Genomic DNA, 17,357 nt, shown 5'->3' on the forward strand with positions numbered 1-17,357 from the left:
AAATACTGTGATTATCTAAATGTATCTATTTTAAGCTGTTTTTCTGGTGATGGTTCAAGACGACTCTCTCAGCGCCGATAACTTAATCAAATAATAAGACAGTCCGCTGTACTGCTAACACTTTGTAATCTTAACCATTTGCACACAACCGGAAAAAACCGATGTTAAAAAAGATTACCATTAAGAATGGGCTTATTGCTCAACTAAGCCTTATGTCATTGATTTTGTTAATTGTCAGTGTAATTGGCATTAATTCAATCCAGGAAAGCTCACGCGCATTACAGGTCATAAATCAAATCCAAGGGGAGGAGTTGGGATCATTATCAAATAGCTTTACTGCCACATTAAGTGCCAGAACTGAGGCGGCATTAGCCATTCATCAATTAGAGATAGGTTTGATTGATGAGTCTTTGCAAACGGCAAAGCAGGCCGAAGAGTCACTGGCATTATCGCAAAAGGAGATGGCACGGTTTGTCAGCGCGGTATCTGAGCGGGGAGATGGGCAGGAGCTGGCGGCTAATATCCAAAAAAGTTATAAAAATTATGTTGATAAGGGTGTTATACCCATGTTGACGGCTATCAAGGCCGGTTACGCTGACGAGTATTACGAGGTGCTGGAAAAGAGCATTACCGATATCAGCAAAGCATTTAATAATGATGTTGCGACTTTTCGCAGTTATGCGTTGAATGCCGGCCAGTTACAAATTGATAAAGCCAATAGTGCCGCCAAAATTAAATTAGCCATCATTGTGGCTGCGGGCCTAATCACCTTAATTTCTGCAGTGTTGGCGTGGTTTGCGCTTAAGTACATCATTTTGCAGCCATTGGAGCAATCAATTCATCAGTTGGAATATATAGCTGATGGCGATTTAACTCACAATATCAACAGTGAGGGCAATACGGAATTGGCCCGGCTGGCGAAAGCGCTGCAAACCATGCAGCAATCACTGGTGGTCTCTGTCAGTAATGTGCGCGATGTCGGTGGTCAAATTGGCATTGGATCGCGAGAATTAGCTGCTGGGAATAACCATTTGGCGGAGCGCACTGAAGAATCTGCATCTTCATTGGAACAGACGGCGGCCAGTATGGAGCAGTTGACCTCAACGGTGAAAATGAATGCTGAAAACTCAGATCAAGCCAATCGCCTGGCGATGAGTGTGTCGGATATCGCCAGTAAAGGCAGTAAAGCCGTCAGTCATGTTGTTGATAAAATGCAGGCCATTACCACCAGTTCACGCCGTATCTCCGATATTATTGCTGTGATTGACGGCATTGCGTTTCAGACCAACATCTTAGCGCTTAACGCGGCAGTTGAAGCCGCCAGAGCTGGAGAGCAAGGCCGTGGTTTCGCGGTGGTGGCGGGCGAGGTTCGCAATCTGGCTCAGCGCAGCGCTCAATCAGCAAAAGAAATTAAAGACTTGATTGTTGAATCGCAAAATCGAGTGCGGGAAGGGGCGGATATGGCTGAATCCGCAGGGAAAACCATGCATGAGATTGCCGATGAAGTGAACCGTGTAACTGCATTGATGCGCGAAATCTCAGCTGCTTCTTATGAGCAAAGTAGCGGAATTGAGCAAGTGAATGTCGCTATAGCTCAGATGGATCAGGTGGCGCAGCAGAATGCCACATTGGTGGAACAAGCGGCTGCAGCAACGCGTTCATTAGAGGAACAAGCCGATGCGCTGTCAGCCAGTATGGCGGTATTTAAATTACAAAGTGATGAGCTGGTGGTCATAGCATAAAAAAAACAGCGGCTTAGTTGGCCGCTGTTTTCTAATGTTAGCGGTAGTTACTTAGCTTCTTCATCCGGGAATTTGGCGATAAAGCCTTCCGCATCTTCAACCATGGATTTAGTGCCGACGAAGAAAGGTGCGCGCTGATGCAGTTTCTCCGGCACGATATCCAGAATGCGATTAACCCCATCAGTGGCTTTCCCACCGGCTTGCTCTGCCAGGAACGCCATTGGATTACACTCATACAGCAAACGCAATTTACCTTGCGGATGGCTGGCGGTGCTTGGGTAAATATAAATCCCACCTTTCAACAGGTTACGATGGAAGTCGGCAACCAGTGAACCAATATAGCGCGAAGTGTATGGGCGCTGAGTGGCTTCATCCTGCTCCTGGCAATACTTGATGTACTTCTTCACACCCAATGGGAATTTAATGTAGTTCCCTTCGTTGATGGAATACATGCAACCGGTTGCGGGATAACGCACTTTTTCGCCGGATAAACAGAAAACGCCCAGCGATGGATCATAAGTGAAAGTATGGACGCCATAACCGGTGGTATACACCAACATGGTTGACGAGCCATATACCACATAACCTGCCGCAACTTGCTTAGTGCCTGGTTGCAGGAAGTCAGCTTCAGTAATCGGTGTGCCAAATGGGGTGATGCGACGATAGATGGAGAAAATAGTACCGACGGACACATTCACGTCAATATTTGAAGAACCATCCAGCGGATCCATTAGAACCACATATTTGGCATTTTCTGCGCGGCCACCATCAAAGATAACAATATCATCCTCTTCTTCTGAGGCGATACCAGCTACTTCGCCACGCGCTTTTAGGGCTGCTTTCAATTTTTCATTGGCAAACAGATCGAGTTTCATCTGGTCTTCGCCTTGAATATTTGAAACGCCGCTCGCACCTAAAATATCAACCAGACCTGCTTTGTTGATGTCGCGATGAATGATTTTTGCGCCGAGTTTGATTGCTGAAAGTAATGCAGTTAATTCGCCGGTGGCGTGAGAGAAGTCTAGCTGTTTCTCAACGATGAATTCGCCTAACGTTTTCATGACACAATCCCTGAATCTACGGTTAAATATCGATTTATTAACGAACAACTCACTTAATGGCAGCAGTGTAGCCCAAAGGTGAGAATGATTCATAGGCAATTCCATTTCTTCTCTTTGATTCTGAGCGGTAGAATGGTGACAAAATCGAAGCTATTAATACGGAAAATTTATGCGCATTCACATATTAGGTATCTGCGGCACTTTCATGGGCGGCCTGGCTATGCTCGCCCGTTCATTAGGTCATGAAGTGACAGGATCGGATGCTAACGTGTATCCGCCGATGAGCACACTGCTGGAGAACCAAGGGATCGATTTGATCCAGGGATATGATCCCGCTCAGTTGGTTCCAGCGCCAGATCTTGTGATCATCGGTAATGCCATGACCCGTGGTAATCCTTGTGTTGAAGCAGTATTAGAACAAGGCATCCCGTATGTGTCTGGCCCACAATGGCTGCATGACCATGTGTTGCCGGAGCGCTGGGTATTGGCAATCGCCGGTACACATGGTAAGACCACAACTGCTGGAATGGTGGCCTGGATACTGGAATCTTGCGGCTATGAGCCCGGTTTTGTGATTGGTGGTGTGCCAGGTAATTTCGATGTTTCAGCCCGTTTAGGAAATAGCCCATTCTTTGTCATTGAAGCTGATGAATATGATTGCGCCTTCTTTGATAAGCGTTCCAAATTTGTTCATTACAGCCCAAGAACTTTGGTGATGAATAATCTTGAGTTCGATCATGCTGATATTTTTGATGACCTTAAAGCCATCCAGAAGCAATTCCATCATCTGGTTCGTTTGGTTCCAGGTTCAGGCAAAATTATTGTCCCGGATAATGATAATCACTTAAAACAAGTGATGGCGATGGGGTGCTGGAGCGAACAAGAGTTGGTGGGTGAAACAGGTAGTTGGTTTGCACGTAAAGTCGCAGTAGATTCCAGCGTCTATGAAGTGTTCCTCGATAATGAATTAGTGGGTGAAGTGAGCTGGTCATTGGTGGGAGAGCATAATATGCATAATGGCTTAATGGCCATTGCTGCTGCCCGCCATGTGGGCGTACTACCGGCAGATGCTTGCCGGGCGCTGGGGGATTTTATTAATGCTCGTCGCCGGTTGGAATTACGCGGTGAAGCTCATGGCGTCACGGTCTATGATGATTTTGCTCATCACCCAACAGCAATTCTCGCTACGTTGGCAGCACTGCGCAGTAAAGTTGGCGGAACCGCACGTATTTTAGCTGTATTGGAACCACGCTCTAACACCATGAAGTTAGGTATGTGCAAAAACGAATTAGCCCCTTCCCTGGGTCGGGCTGACGAAGTCTTCTTGTTCCAACCACAGCATATTCCTTGGCAAGTTGTCGAAGTTGCTGAAGCCTGTATTCAACCAGCACATTGGAGCGCTGATATTGATACATTAGTTGATATGGTTATCAAAACAGCTCAACCAGGGGATCACATTCTGGTGATGAGTAACGGCGGTTTTGGCGGTATTCACGATAAGCTATTGAGTGCTTTGAGTAAAAAAGCAGAACACGAGGCTGAATCTCAAGAGTAGGTTGGATAAAAAAAGCCCCCGCATAGCGGGGGTAAAAGGGTTCGTCGGATAGACGACGAGGGATTATTCTGTTGTTGTGCTGATTTAACTCACTAACTTGTCGTAAGAGATACTCTATTCAATATGCTGAAAGTGAATATTCAACAGATTGAATAAACCATCATGTTGCGAAAGTATGCCCCTTATTACGGGGCATTTACTTTCATCTTTTAGACTTAAACTTATTTGTAGATCTCAGCAGTGGCATGCCAGTTATTTTCTTCGCGAGCTTCGATGACTTTATAAGCCTTAGCGCCCATGGCATCTGCTTTCTCAGACAAAGCCTGACGAATATCAGAAGGTGCGCCATTTAAACCACTGACGGTAATAGTCCCCATCGGCTGTAAATTCGCAGTTTGATTTTCACTAATAGAATCAGCTGCAAAAACACCAAATGACAATGCAGATAAAATGCTCATGGTTGCGATTGTAGTTTTAACTTTCATATTATTGCCTCTATTTATTCTTTTATCACTTCAATGGAAGTGTGATTTACGTCACGAAAATGAGTATACATCTAGTAACTGAGAATATTAATAGCTCGCTAATAATATTTGTTGTCACTTTTCCGTTGGTTATTACTTTTTAAGAACGAAAAGGAATAAAAATTGATTAAAAAACAACATATTTAAGAAAAAATAGTGTTTTTTCAATGCTATAAGTGTTTTTGACTAAAAGTGCGAAAGAGTATGGTGATTTTGACCATAAATGGAATGAAGACAGCGTTATTGGGCGATTTTAATATGGCCAAGGCAGTTAGATACCCTGTTTATGATAAGGTTTTAGGGCGAGCAAGATAGATGTGTATCAATGAGAGAATGCGGCATATAAGGCCGCATCTATAGATTTGCGAGGAATTAAAGTTCTTGTTCGAACAACCGGAGAATTGCTTCATGTAGTTGTTCAACGGTGAATCCTCGGGCTGGCGTGGTAAAAATAGTATCGTCGCCCGCAATGCTGCCTAGAATACCTTCTGCTTTACCTAATGAGTCCAGTAGGCGCGCGATTAACTGAGCCGCACCTGGGCTGGTGTTAATCACCACCACCGAATCATTATAATCGACATCCAATACCAGATTCTTTAGTGGACTGCTGGTTGTTGGAACCCCTAGTTCAGCAGGCAAACAATAAACCATCTCCATTTTTGCATTGCGTGTTCTGACCGCACCAAATTTGGTCAACATACGTGAAACTTTGGATTGGTTAATATTTTCAAAGCCTTCTTCCTGCAAGGCCAAAACGATCTCACCTTGAGAACTGAATTTCTCTTCTTTCAATAACGCTTTAAACGCCTTGATAAGATCTTCTTGTTTGGTGGGGTTGCGCATTTTTTATGCCCTGGGCAGTCAATAGTCAATAGGATTATTATGCATATAAATGAATTTTTATTCAACATGACTATGGAGTATTGGTGATAAAAGCACTGATATCAAGGTACAGGGGAATTCTAATATTATCTTGCTGTTACGATTATGCTAAATCGGATTTTTTCAACATTTCGACTTGGTAGCTAAAGTGTTATTAAAATGATGTTGTTTTGATGTAAAAAAAAGGTGTAATGTAACCGCCGATTAACCTGTCATGAATACGTAAGAGAATTTTAGAATAATGTGCGCTATATCATTAACGAATAAGCGGTTTACTCTAAAATGGATAAACCTTATGCGCCTTTTTGATGCGTGATATCTCAATCTGACTGTTAATAGATTGTGTTTAAAATCGCAATAAATTAAGGTTCGTAAATAGATGAATTCACGGCAAATTTAAATTAAATATAATAAGGAGTATAGGATGAAAGTTGCAGTTCTCGGTGCCGCTGGTGGTATTGGCCAGGCCCTCGCTCTTCTACTCAAGACCCAGCTTCCTTCAGGTTCAGACCTCTCATTATATGATATAGCGCCAGTGACTCCTGGTGTTGCGGTTGATCTGAGCCATATCCCAACTGCTGTTAACATTAAAGGTTTCAGCGGTGAAGATGCTACCCCAGCACTCCAGGGGGCAGATATTGTCCTGATCTCTGCGGGTGTTGCACGTAAACCAGGTATGGATCGTTCAGACCTGTTCAATGTGAACGCGGGTATCGTTCGTAATCTGGTTGAGCAAATCGCGCGTACTTGCCCGAAAGCATTAATCGGTATTATTACTAACCCAGTTAATACAACTGTCGCTATTGCGGCAGAAGTGCTGAAAAAAGCCGGTGTTTACGATAAAAACAAATTATTCGGCATCACTACCCTAGACACTATCCGTTCCAACACCTTTGTTGCTGAGCTGAAAGGCAAACAACCTCAAGATATCGAAGTGCCGGTTATTGGCGGCCATTCTGGTGTTACCATCCTGCCTTTACTTTCACAAATTCCAGGTGTCAGCTTCACAGAACAAGAAGTTATTGATCTGACTAAGCGTATCCAGAATGCAGGCACTGAAGTTGTCGAAGCAAAAGCCGGTGGCGGGTCAGCGACTCTGTCTATGGGGCAAGCTGCTGCACGCTTTGGTCTTTCTTTAGTTCGTGCTTTGCAAGGCGAAAGCAATGTTGTGGAATGTTCTTACGTTGAAGGTGACGGCAAGTATGCCCGCTTCTTTGCTCAGCCAATTCTATTGGGTAAAGATGGCGTAGCGGAACGGAAAGATATCGGCAAACTGAGTGCTTTTGAACAACAGGCACTGGCAAATATGCTAGATGTTCTGCACAAAGATATTGAGTTAGGCGAGCAGTTCGTCAAATAAACTCTTGTAATAGGGGCTAAAGCAGCCCCTTGAATGACATCATCAACCGCCGATGTAGTTTATTGGCGGTTTTTTTATTCTTCGGTTATAGGCTGTCGTATCCTGATTTTTCGGTCGAGAAGTGCACCGGTTTTTGAGTCAAAATAGCGTGTTGGCCAAATTTCGGAAGGATGAATTTCCAGGCATTCTGCAATCAACCATTCCCCCTTAGGCCAAGGCCGAGTTAGTGCATTAGCAAGTGTGGATGAGCTTAAACCTGCTTTTCTAGAGACTGCTGCCAGAGTAGTGTCTTTCTTACGTAGTGCCGCAATGATGTCGGCTGGGTGCCAATCAGATTTCCTTAAAATCATCTTTAATCCTTTTTTTTTCTAAGTAACTGGCGTGTTAGTGATATAAATAACGGTACATTGTTAATCGTACAGTGAACAGAAAGTAATCATTTAGAAATATACTAACATTTATTTTCTGAAAGAATTTAAATGTTTTCTAAATATTCCTTTTTTGTGTCACAACGCATATTAGGAAGCAATGCCATGAAAAAAGAGTGGTTTGCCGCTAAGGAATTGGCAGGTCTTGATGGGTTACCGTCATCACCACAAGGAGTAAACCTCATGGCTAAACGTGAGGGATGGGAACAGCGCCGTCGCCGTGGTGTTCAAGGCAAGGCTGTCGAGTATCATATTGAAAGTTTACCTCCCACTATACTGAATTCATTACAGTTAAGGGAAGAACCAGCTCAATATACGACAACACGACAGGACCCGCTGGTGTTATGGATTGAAGCGTATTATCGTTTTACCGAAGCTGAACGTGAACAAGTCATTACGTTTATATTTCGTGAAGGAGCAAAAAGCCTGATAGAGCGGCTGACGACGGATTAGTTAGTGCAGGGCTTTTTGCCAATGGATAACTCCGGCGACGATACCGGAGTTTCTGTATGATTTCTTAAAATGAGCGTTGTACTGCAATATGCGCCAAACCTTCTAGGGCCAGACGATAATCGCTTTCAGGGAGAACCTGCAAAGCTGCAATGGCTTTGTCCGCCTCTTCTTCAGCACGCTGGCGAGTATAATCTAGTGAGCCACACTGCTGCATTGCAACTAACACAGGTTCGAGTAAATGGCGGCCATTACCTTCCTCAATGGCTTGCCGAATCATTGCGGTTTGCTCTGGCGTTCCATTGTGCATTGCATGTAGTAACGGGAGTGTTGGTTTACCTTCGTTCAGGTCATCACCGGTATTTTTACCCAAAGTAATGCCATCCGAACTGTAATCCAGCAAGTCATCGATAAGCTGAAAAGCCGTGCCCAGATAGCGGCCATAATTTTGTAAGGCAAGTTCCTGCTCTTCGGTCGCATCGGACAAGACAGCAGCTGATTGAGAAGCTGCTTCGAACAAGCGGGCAGTTTTGCTATAGATGACCTGCATATAGTTTTCTTCAGTGATGTCAGGATTATTGCAGTTCATTAACTGCAAGACCTCACCTTCCGCAATCACGTTGGTTGCGGCCGACATCAATGTAAGAACACGCAGTGATTCAAGGCTGGTCATCATCTGGAATGAACGCGTATAGATATAATCGCCCACCAATACACTGGCTGCATTACCAAAGGCAGCATTGGCCGTAGCCTTGCCACGGCGCATATCTGATTCATCGACGACATCATCATGCAGCAGCGTCGCTGTATGGATAAATTCAATCAATGCCGCGACCGTGATATGTTTAGTGCCTTGATAGCCAAGCGCCCGAGCCACCAAAACAGCGATCATTGGGCGGATACGTTTCCCACCGCCACTGATAATGTAATGACCCAATTGATTGATGAGAACAACATCAGAGTTCAATTGTTCGAGAATTGTTGTGTTTACAGCCGCCATATCTGGCGCGGTTAAGTCGATAATCTTTTCTAGGTTCATTGTTATATTCAGCTGTTTTTCTCTTTAACTGCGATGAGATTACCGCCCACATTATTACATGACGTTCCCTGAGACTATGATTGTACTTGAAAAATCCATCAAATAAACGAGATGTAAGAAACTGTGCTTTTTTTCTTCTCTTGGGCCGATTATATACTTGTCATTCACTACATTTTTGCGTAGAATTCGCGCCCTATTGTGAATATTTATAGTGCGCTCTGGACTACAAAAGTGGAGTGTGCGGAAAGCGGAGTTTTATATGTACGCGGTTTTCCAAAGTGGTGGTAAACAACACCGAGTAAGCGAAGGTCAAACCATTCGCCTGGAAAAGCTGGACATCGCAACTGGTGAAGCTGTTGAGTTTGACCAAGTTCTGATGATTGCTAACGGTGAAGAAATCAATATCGGCGCTCCTTTAGTTGTCGGTGGCGTGGTTAAGGCTGAAGTAGTTGCTCACGGTCGTGGCGAGAAGATTAAGATTGTTAAATTCCGTCGTCGTAAGCATTACCGTAAGCAGCAAGGTCATCGTCAGTGGTTCACTGATGTTAAAATCACCGGTATCAGCGCTTAAGATTTAGGAGAGCGGATAAATGGCACATAAAAAGGCTGGTGGCTCGACTCGTAACGGTCGTGACTCCGAAAGTAAACGTCTTGGCGTAAAACGTTTTGGCGGCGAAGCAGTTTTGGCAGGCAGCATCATCGTTCGTCAGCGTGGCACTAAGTTCCATGCAGGCATCGACGTAGGTTGCGGCAAAGACCACACTCTGTTTGCTTTGAAAGACGGTAAAGTCAAGTTCGAAGTTAAAGGCCCGAAAAACCGTAAATTTATCAGCATCGAAGCTGAATAAGTTTTTCGCGTCCTGTAAATAGATGTAAGCCCTGCAATTTCGTTGCGGGGCTTTTTACATTTCTGGGTTAACCCCCCTGGTAAAAAATGGATACGAAGCAGCAGGCTGGTTTGGGTATTTTTTTGGCACTAACCACTGCCGTATTCTGGGGTGCCTTGCCGATCGCAATGAAGCAAGTGCTTGAGGTCATGGAGCCTTATACCATTGTTTGGTATCGCTTTATGATGGCGGCTATCGGTTTGGGGATTATCCTGGCTTCACGTCGTCAGTTGCCCTCTCTTAAACTTTTTCGCCAACGTCGCTGGCTAGTATTATTGATAGTTGCGACCTGTGGCTTGCTGGGGAATTTCATCTTCTTCAGTTCATCATTACAATATCTCAGTCCGACGACATCTCAGGTTATCGGGCAACTCTCGCCGGTTGGGATGATGGTTGCCAGTGTGCTGATTTTAAAAGAGCGAATGCGCATCACCCAGGTTATTGGTGCGGGCATGCTGATTTGTGGCCTGTTGTTATTTTTTAACACCAGTTTGCATGAAATCTTTACCCGTTTGACGGATTACACCCTTGGCGTGGCATTGGGGGTCTGTGCAGCGGTTGTCTGGGTCAGCTATGGTGTTGCTCAGAAGGTGCTATTAAGGCGTATGGCATCGCAACAAATTTTATTATTGTTGTACACTTTATGTGCAATCGCATTATTCCCATTAGCAAAGCCCGCCGTTATTTTTCAGCTAAATGGGTGGCAGTTTGCCTGTTTACTGTTCTGTGGGGTTAATACCCTGGTTGGTTATGGTGCTTTGGCTGAAGCCATGGCGCGCTGGCAGGCCGCGCAGGTAAGCGCACTCGTCACATTGACGCCGCTGTTTACCTTGTTTTTTTCAATTTTATTGGCGCTGGCCTGGCCAGATATGTTCGCCGCACCATCTCTCAACTTTGTGGGATACGTAGGCGCATTCGTGGTAGTGGCAGGTGCAATGTTTTCCGCAATTGGGCACCGTTGGTGGCCACGTCGGACAGAAATAAATCGGGTTGCTGCGCAAAAATAGCAGCTCGGTGAATGATTTACGGAGAAAGTAAATGAAGTTTGTAGATGAAGCTACAATTTTGGTTGTAGCCGGTGACGGTGGTAACGGTTGTGTCAGTTTCCGTCGCGAGAAATATATTCCTAATGGTGGCCCTGACGGTGGTGATGGTGGTGACGGTGGTGATATTTACCTGCTGGCTGATGAAAACCTCAACACACTGATTGACTATCGCTTTGTAAAATCTTTCCGTGCTGAGCGCGGTGAGAATGGGCAGAGCCGTGACTGTACCGGTAAACGCGGTAAAGACATCACCATTAAAGTCCCTGTTGGTACTCGTGTACTGGATCAAGGCACCGGTGAGATTGTTGGCGATATGACTCGCCACGGTCAGCGCCTAATGGTGGCAAAAGGCGGTTTCCACGGATTGGGTAATACCCGTTTCAAATCCTCAGTAAACCGCGCTCCTCGTCAGAAAACTATGGGGACGGAAGGCGAAACTCGTGAGCTGATGCTGGAGCTGCTGTTACTGGCTGACGTTGGCATGTTGGGTTTACCTAATGCCGGTAAATCAACCTTTATACGCGCCGTTTCTGCCGCTAAACCAAAAGTTGCTGATTATCCATTTACCACGCTGATCCCAAGTCTGGGTGTGGTTCGTATGGATCACGAGCAGAGCTTTGTGGTAGCTGATATCCCTGGTCTGATTGAAGGTGCTTCCGACGGTGCGGGTTTAGGTATTCGTTTCCTCAAACATTTGGAACGTTGCCGCGTACTGTTGCATTTAGTGGATTTGGCTCCGATTGATGAATCTGATCCGGTAGAAAACGCCAAAATCATTATTAATGAGCTACAACAATACAGCGAAAACCTTGCCCAGAAGCCACGCTGGCTTGTTTTCAACAAGATTGACCTGGTAGGGCCGGAAGAAGCTGAAGCACGCGCTAAGGCCATCGTAGAAGCTCTGGGATGGGAAGATAAGTATTATATGATCTCAGCTGCGAATCGCGATAACGTGAACGCCTTATGCTGGGATGTCATGAACTTCCTGAACTCACAACCTAAAGCGATGGCTATTGCTGAAAGCGCGCCAGAAAAAGTTGAATTCATGTGGGACGATTATCATCGTGAACAACTGGCTGAAGTGGAAGCTGAAGCAGAATCAGAAGATGACGATGATTGGGATGAAGAAGACGATGACGGCGTAGAGTTCATCTACGAACGTTAAGTTTCCCAGTAGTTGCACGTCAGTGAAGTAGGATGTGAACAAGGGCTGCCATTCGTGGTGGCCCTTTTGTTTGTAGGAGGAGCGCTGGTATTAATAAACTCGTTTAGCTGTGTGTGGTCGCCGGTATCCAGCATTGTGCTTTTAACCCTGAACGGTCAGAACGATTCTCCAGCGTGAGTCTTCCTTGGTGCAGTTGGGCAATTCGGATCACAATATTTAGCCCTAAGCCGCTGCCACCGTAGCGTTGGTCCATACGACGAAATGCCTGCGTCAGTTCACCTGCTTGTTCCTGCTTTATTCCTGGCCCTTCATCAGTAACTTGCAACAGAGTCCCCTGTGCTTCAGCAGACAGTTTGACTGAAATTTGACTGCCAACCGGGCTGTAGCGATGTGCATTTTCAACCAGATTACGCAGCATCAAACGCAGCAATGTGGCATCGCCCTGAGTCTGAGCATCAGCGGGAAGTTCCCATTGTAGAGTTTGCTGGCGCTGAGCGCACATTTCCTCCAGCTCTTCTTTCAGTGGTTGCACCACGTTTTCTATCCAATTCAATGTTTGATAAAGGCCACTGGCAAAATTCTGGCCGGCCCTCGACAGCATCAAGAGTTGTTCAATAGTGTGCATTAATAAATCAATTCGGCCGATAAGCGGCTTACTTTCAGCAATACCTTGCTGTTCCATCAATTCAAGATGCAGTCGAATACCGGCAAGAGGGGTGCGTAACTCGTGTGCGGCATCGGCAGTAAACAGGCGCTCTTGCGCGATGGTATTAGAGAGCCGGGATAGCAATTGATTAAGGGTAGATGTCACAGAGACAATTTCTTGCATGTCACTATTGACGACGACTGGGGTCAGGTTATCTGCGGAGCGCTCAGCCAATTTCTGCTGTAATTGATCCAGCGGTCGAATAATCCAACTGATGGCCCAAAAAGAGAGTAACAGAGTAATCGCCATCATGATGAGTGAGGGTGCAAGCAGTGAGGCAATGGCCTCGGCGATTTCGGTATCAACCCGCTCATTGCGCACTTTGGCGCTCAGCGTTTCATCCACTAAAAAGCTGATTTGTTCTTGGCTTTCATGCCATAACCAAAATGCACTAATCAACTGGGTTATTAATAATATTAACGCCAGCATCAGGATGAGACGACGCCGCATACTGATCATCATAGTGCTTCCAGCCGATAGCCAATGCCCCGGACTGTCCGGATACGATCTTTGCCCAATTTACGCCGCAGATTGTGGATATGTACCTCCAGCGTATTGGAGCCGAGATCGTCATTCCAGGTATACAAATCCTGTTGTAATAGCTCACGATTGACGGTTTGACCCGCACGCATGATTAAACGCGACAAAATTGCAAATTCTTTCGGTGTGACTTCCAACGGTTGGCCCTGCAAACACACTTGCTGTGTTGATAGATTAAGGCTCAGGTCATCTTGCTGTATTAGATTATCACTTTGCCCTTGATAGCGGCGGATTAGCGCCCGAACACGGGCCAGTAATTCTGCCAGAGCGAAAGGTTTTATCAGGTAATCGTCAGCACCAGCATCCAGCCCATCAACTCTATCTTCAAGGGCATCACGGGCGGTGAGAATAAGCACAGGGAGCGTCACCTGCTGACGACGCCACTGACGTAGCAGGACTGCACCGTCTTGATCCGGTAAACCGAGATCGAGAATAACCATGCTGTACTGACTGGTGAGTAACAAACTCTGCGCTTGTGCCGCGGTAGCAGCACAGTCGCAGGTATAGCCCCCGCTGGTCAGCGCCATGGCTATCCCTTGTTGTAGCAGTTCATCATCTTCAACAATCAGTAGTTTCATTTTTCTCAGTTATTCTGATAAATGTCTTTATACAGGCGACTTTCGAAACGCACCAATGGCGCCCGACGATTTTTTTGATCTTCAGGTGGTACAGCATAGCCAGATAAGAATTGCACAAAAGCCATACGTTGCCCACTGGCGGTAGTAATGAATCCGGCCAGATTGTACACGCCTTGTAATGCCCCTGTTTTAGCTGAAACTTTGCCGTCAACACCCGCTTCGTGCAACCCACCACGATAGCGTAATGTGCCGTCGTAGCCTGATAACGGCAGCATTGAGATAAAGTTAAGTTCTTGATCGTGCTGAGCTATATACTGTAAGGCCTGCATCATGGTTGCCGGTGAAATAAGATTATGGCGTGATAAGCCCGACCCATCCACGACAATACTGTTCCCCAGATCCACACCTGCTTTTTGCCGTAACACCTGTCGAACTGCATCAGCCCCCGCGCGCCATGTACCCGGCACGCCAAAACGCTGATGACCAATGGTTCTAAATACGGTGTCAGCAATCATGTTGTCAGATTTTTTCAACATAATTTTCAGCAAGTCATGTAACGGCGCTGATTGAGCTTGAGCTAACACAGTTCCAGCGGCATTAGGGGTTGTCTGGCGGCGTAAACTGCCATCAATTTGGATGTCAGCTTTTTTCAATTCATCTTTCAAAATAGCACCGGCGTAGCTGGCCCCATTCTGTACTGCAAAGGCCAAAGGCAGCGGCTCACTGCGCTGCGTCAGGCAGCCGGTCAGAGTGAACCGGTTTAACTCACCTGGCACCACATCTAATTCACAATATTGTGCATCAGGCGAACCTTTGGCTAAGGTGCGGACTTCACTGAACATCTGTACTGGATAATAAGATGCGACTCGGATAAATGCCATGTCACCTGGATTAGGTGCGCTATAGAGAGAGACAGAAAAACAGTTACGGTCGACAATAGCGGCTGCAGGCGGCGCACTAAAGCACTGTGTCATGTCGTTCCATGGCCAACCTGGAGCTTTGTCATGGCTGGCAAACACCGACGTATCAATAATCAAATCACCGGCGATTTGTTTTACGCCCGATTTTCTCAATGTCGCCACCATATTACGCAATTGCTGGCGTGTTAAAGTGGGGTCGCCATCAAAACGTGCTATTAAATTGCCACGTAAAATTCCATCGCTAATCGTGCCGTGGCTTTCCAATGTGGTATTGAAGCGAAAATCTGGCCCAAGCTGCAATAATGCCGCCAGCGCAGTCAGGACTTTTTGCGTACTGGCAGGCAATGCCATTTGCTGAGCGTGATAGTCTATTGCCGGAGTTGTGGCTCCGATTTTCTGTACAACTAACGCAAGATTTGCCCCATCAGGCAGATATTGTGTGTAATTCTCAACCTGAGCCGCATTGGCGTTAGATATGCTGATATTGATCGCAATAGCACAGGCCAATCCACTGACAATTCGTGAAAAATGCATAATTTCGGTATAACAGCTGAATAACGTGTTGCCATACTACGGTGCAACGAGGGCGAAAGTAAACGATGACCCTAAAGGAACTCTACGTTAAAATGCATATCAAAATGCAAAATTGATCCTGACTTGGGGTTTTGGCTCCGGGGTGGTTTTTTTTGTTTATCGCCTGGAGGCGGGTAGGATATCAAACTAGCCGTATTTTCATTCGAAAACGTTAGGATGACGGTTTTTTGAACAGGATAGATTTAGAGGTATTTAAAAGATGAAACAGATTCCGATGACGGTAAATGGCGCAGAGAAACTGCGTGAAGAGCTGGATTATTTAAAAGGTGTTCGCCGCCCTAAAATCATTGCTGATATCGCTACTGCCCGTGAGCATGGTGATTTAAAAGAGAATGCGGAATATCACGCAGCCCGTGAGCAGCAAGGGTTCTGTGAAGGCCGTATTCAGGAAATAGAAGCCAAACTTTCTAATGCACAGGTGATTGATATCACTAAAATGCCAAATAATGGCCGTGTTATTTTTGGTGCCACTGTACGTGTGTTAAATGTGGATACCGAAGAAGAGCAGCAATACCGGATTGTGGGTGATGACGAAGCTGATTTTAAACAAAATCTAATTTCAGTTAACTCACCAATTGCTCGTGGCCTGATTGGTAAAGAAGTCGATGACGTGGTTGTTATTCGTACTCCAGGCGGCGAAGTAGAATATGAAATTCTTAATGTAGATTATGTGTAATACTTGTTCATCTTAAGAATTAAGTGTACGCAATTTATAAAAATGAAGTTGTAAAGAAAAGTAAAAGGCCGCTTGCGGCCTTTTATCAGAACAAAGTGCATGGCACCTTTTCTCTAAAACAAGCGTCTTTAACGCGGTAAAATAATTTTGCGCTCTTTTGCCGGACGATAGAGCACTAAAATATTACCGATGATTTGGACGTTAACGGCACCGGTCTCACGCACGATGGCATCAGCAATTAGGGCTTTGGTTTCACGCTCTTCTGCAGTGATCTTCACCTTAATAAGTTCATGATGTTCCAGCGTTTGTTCGATTTCAGCCAGCACCCCTTCGGTTAACCCGTTGTTGCCCAGCATCACTACTGGCTTTAACGGATGGGCCAGGCTTTTCAGGTGTTGTTTTTGTTTGTTATTCAGATTCATCGTCTTTTTTGCTTAAGTTGGGATTGAAAACGGTTCATTCTACCGCCATCTCATGTGTATCACCAAATCGGTCTACGCCGAGAGGGAGTTTACGCGAGCTAAGCAACAGATGCGCGGGCTCTTAATTAAGATAGTTGGAAAAAGAGATGTCTAATAAAAAGCGTTCGGCTAGCTCCAGTCGCTGGTTACAAGAACACTTTAGCGATAAATATGTCATTCAGGCTCAGAAAAAGGGGCTACGCTCCCGCGCCTGGTTTAAACTTGATGAAATACAACAGAGCGATAAGATTTTTAAACCGGGTATGACTGTTGTCGATTTAGGCGCGGCACCCGGTGGTTGGTCCCAATATGTTGTAACCCAGATCGGTGGTAAAGGGCGGATAATCGCATGTGATCTTCTACCAATGGATCCTATAGTTGGTGTCGATTTCCTTCAGGGTGACTTTCGTGATGAACTCGTTCTGAAGGCTTTGCTAGAACGTGTTGGGGATAAAAAGGTTCAGGTGGTCATGTCTGATATGGCCCCGAATATGAGTGGTACTCCGGCAGTCGATATACCTAAATCAATGTATCTGGTTGAATTAGCTTTAGATATGTGTCGTGATGTACTTGCACCAGGTGGAAGTTTCCTGGTGAAGGTGTTCCAGGGAGATGGCTTTGATGAATACCTACGGGAAATTCGCTCCCTGTTTACGAAAGTTAAGATTCGTAAGCCAGACGCTTCTCGTGCGCGATCGCGTGAAGTGTACATTGTAGCGACAGGGCGGAAACTGTAGTACCCT

At 45.6% G+C, this 17,357-nt stretch carries 19 protein-coding genes; 10 read left to right on the top strand and 9 right to left on the bottom strand.

The genetic code is table 11. The annotated features are described in order from the left end of the window. The first annotated feature begins 161 nt into the window (after positions 1–161). On the top strand, positions 162–1,742 hold the full coding sequence (locus FTB31_RS00510) for a methyl-accepting chemotaxis protein (protein ID WP_050075665.1): 1,581 nt from the start codon (positions 162–164) through the stop codon (positions 1,740–1,742). A 47-nt stretch (positions 1,743–1,789) separates the two neighbouring features. Here the strand turns inward: FTB31_RS00510 and fbp are convergent, their stop codons facing one another. Beyond that, positions 1,790–2,803: a class 1 fructose-bisphosphatase gene (gene fbp / locus FTB31_RS00515; protein ID WP_004875434.1), complete on the bottom strand. Its 1,014-nt coding sequence runs from the start codon at positions 2,801–2,803 to the stop codon at positions 1,790–1,792. A 169-nt stretch (positions 2,804–2,972) separates the two neighbouring features. Here fbp and mpl point away from each other — a divergent pair, with 169 nt between their 5' ends. Continuing rightward, a complete protein-coding gene (mpl, locus tag FTB31_RS00520) occupies positions 2,973–4,358 on the top strand; it encodes a UDP-N-acetylmuramate:L-alanyl-gamma-D-glutamyl-meso-diaminopimelate ligase (protein ID WP_050075666.1) in 1,386 nt (461 codons plus the stop codon). 221 nt (positions 4,359–4,579) lie between these two features. Here the strand turns inward: mpl and yhcN are convergent, their stop codons facing one another. Next, on the bottom strand, positions 4,580–4,843 hold the full coding sequence (gene yhcN / locus FTB31_RS00525) for a peroxide/acid stress response protein YhcN (RefSeq protein WP_050075667.1): 264 nt from the start codon (positions 4,841–4,843) through the stop codon (positions 4,580–4,582). 411 nt (positions 4,844–5,254) lie between these two features. Next, on the bottom strand, positions 5,255–5,725 hold the full coding sequence (gene argR / locus FTB31_RS00530; protein ID WP_050075668.1) for a transcriptional regulator ArgR: 471 nt from the start codon (positions 5,723–5,725) through the stop codon (positions 5,255–5,257). A gap of 463 nt (positions 5,726–6,188) precedes the next feature. On the opposite strand from argR, the gene mdh reads away from it, so the two are divergent. Further along, a complete protein-coding gene (mdh, locus tag FTB31_RS00535; RefSeq protein WP_050075669.1) occupies positions 6,189–7,124 on the top strand; it encodes a malate dehydrogenase in 936 nt (311 codons plus the stop codon). 74 nt (positions 7,125–7,198) lie between these two features. Here mdh and FTB31_RS00540 read toward each other — a convergent pair whose 3' ends face one another. After that, positions 7,199–7,474 carry a helix-turn-helix domain-containing protein gene (locus FTB31_RS00540; protein ID WP_050075670.1) on the bottom strand — a complete coding sequence of 92 codons (276 nt, stop codon included), beginning with the start codon at positions 7,472–7,474 and terminating at the stop codon, positions 7,199–7,201. 183 nt (positions 7,475–7,657) lie between these two features. Between FTB31_RS00540 and FTB31_RS00545 the strand changes: the two genes are divergently transcribed. Then, positions 7,658–8,005, top strand: coding sequence for a DNA-binding protein (locus tag FTB31_RS00545; RefSeq protein WP_050075671.1), 348 nt, complete (start codon positions 7,658–7,660; stop codon positions 8,003–8,005). A 64-nt stretch (positions 8,006–8,069) separates the two neighbouring features. Here FTB31_RS00545 and ispB read toward each other — a convergent pair whose 3' ends face one another. Continuing rightward, positions 8,070–9,041, bottom strand: coding sequence for an octaprenyl diphosphate synthase (gene ispB / locus FTB31_RS00550; protein WP_050075672.1), 972 nt, complete (start codon positions 9,039–9,041; stop codon positions 8,070–8,072). A gap of 259 nt (positions 9,042–9,300) precedes the next feature. On the opposite strand from ispB, the gene rplU reads away from it, so the two are divergent. The 4 genes from rplU to cgtA all read left to right on the top strand — a co-directional run bounded on the left by rplU (position 9,301) and on the right by cgtA (position 12,139). Further along, positions 9,301–9,612: a 50S ribosomal protein L21 gene (gene rplU, locus FTB31_RS00555; RefSeq protein ID WP_004699896.1), complete on the top strand. Its 312-nt coding sequence runs from the start codon at positions 9,301–9,303 to the stop codon at positions 9,610–9,612. Between the two features lie 19 nt (positions 9,613–9,631). Further along, positions 9,632–9,889 (top strand): 50S ribosomal protein L27, encoded by a 258-nt coding sequence (gene rpmA, locus FTB31_RS00560; RefSeq protein WP_004699897.1) that lies wholly within the window; start codon positions 9,632–9,634, stop codon positions 9,887–9,889. An 86-nt stretch (positions 9,890–9,975) separates the two neighbouring features. After that, the gene (locus tag FTB31_RS00565; protein ID WP_050075673.1) at positions 9,976–10,935 is read left to right on the top strand and encodes a DMT family transporter; all 960 of its coding nucleotides are present in this window, start codon (positions 9,976–9,978) and stop codon (positions 10,933–10,935) included. 31 nt (positions 10,936–10,966) lie between these two features. Then, entirely contained in the window at positions 10,967–12,139 is a 1,173-nt protein-coding gene (gene cgtA, locus FTB31_RS00570) for an Obg family GTPase CgtA (protein ID WP_050075674.1), read from the top strand. Positions 12,140–12,242: 103 nt separating this feature from the next. On the opposite strand, the gene pmrB is transcribed toward cgtA, so the two are convergent. From pmrB to dacB, 3 genes are read right to left on the bottom strand one after another with little or no spacing between them, the layout of a single operon-like run. Beyond that, complete coding sequence (gene pmrB, locus FTB31_RS00575; protein ID WP_050076109.1) at positions 12,243–13,304, bottom strand: two-component system sensor histidine kinase PmrB; 1,062 nt, start codon at positions 13,302–13,304, stop codon at positions 12,243–12,245. Then, positions 13,304–13,963 (bottom strand): two-component system response regulator PmrA, encoded by a 660-nt coding sequence (gene pmrA, locus FTB31_RS00580; protein WP_077174313.1) that lies wholly within the window; start codon positions 13,961–13,963, stop codon positions 13,304–13,306. Before pmrA ends, pmrB begins: the two co-directional genes overlap by 1 nt. A gap of 5 nt (positions 13,964–13,968) precedes the next feature. Further along, entirely contained in the window at positions 13,969–15,417 is a 1,449-nt protein-coding gene (gene dacB, locus FTB31_RS00585) for a serine-type D-Ala-D-Ala carboxypeptidase (protein WP_005175403.1), read from the bottom strand. A gap of 259 nt (positions 15,418–15,676) precedes the next feature. Between dacB and greA the strand changes: the two genes are divergently transcribed. Continuing rightward, positions 15,677–16,153, top strand: coding sequence for a transcription elongation factor GreA (greA, locus tag FTB31_RS00590; protein ID WP_050075676.1), 477 nt, complete (start codon positions 15,677–15,679; stop codon positions 16,151–16,153). A 128-nt stretch (positions 16,154–16,281) separates the two neighbouring features. Here the strand turns inward: greA and yhbY are convergent, their stop codons facing one another. Continuing rightward, entirely contained in the window at positions 16,282–16,575 is a 294-nt protein-coding gene (yhbY, locus tag FTB31_RS00595; protein WP_004389225.1) for a ribosome assembly RNA-binding protein YhbY, read from the bottom strand. A 146-nt stretch (positions 16,576–16,721) separates the two neighbouring features. Between yhbY and rlmE the strand changes: the two genes are divergently transcribed. Then, positions 16,722–17,351: a 23S rRNA (uridine(2552)-2'-O)-methyltransferase RlmE gene (rlmE, locus tag FTB31_RS00600; protein ID WP_050075677.1), complete on the top strand. Its 630-nt coding sequence runs from the start codon at positions 16,722–16,724 to the stop codon at positions 17,349–17,351. Positions 17,352–17,357 lie beyond the last annotated feature (6 nt).

The sequence above is a fragment of the Yersinia proxima genome, assembly GCF_902170785.1.
GTDB classification, from domain to species: Bacteria; Pseudomonadota; Gammaproteobacteria; order Enterobacterales; family Enterobacteriaceae; genus Yersinia; species Yersinia proxima.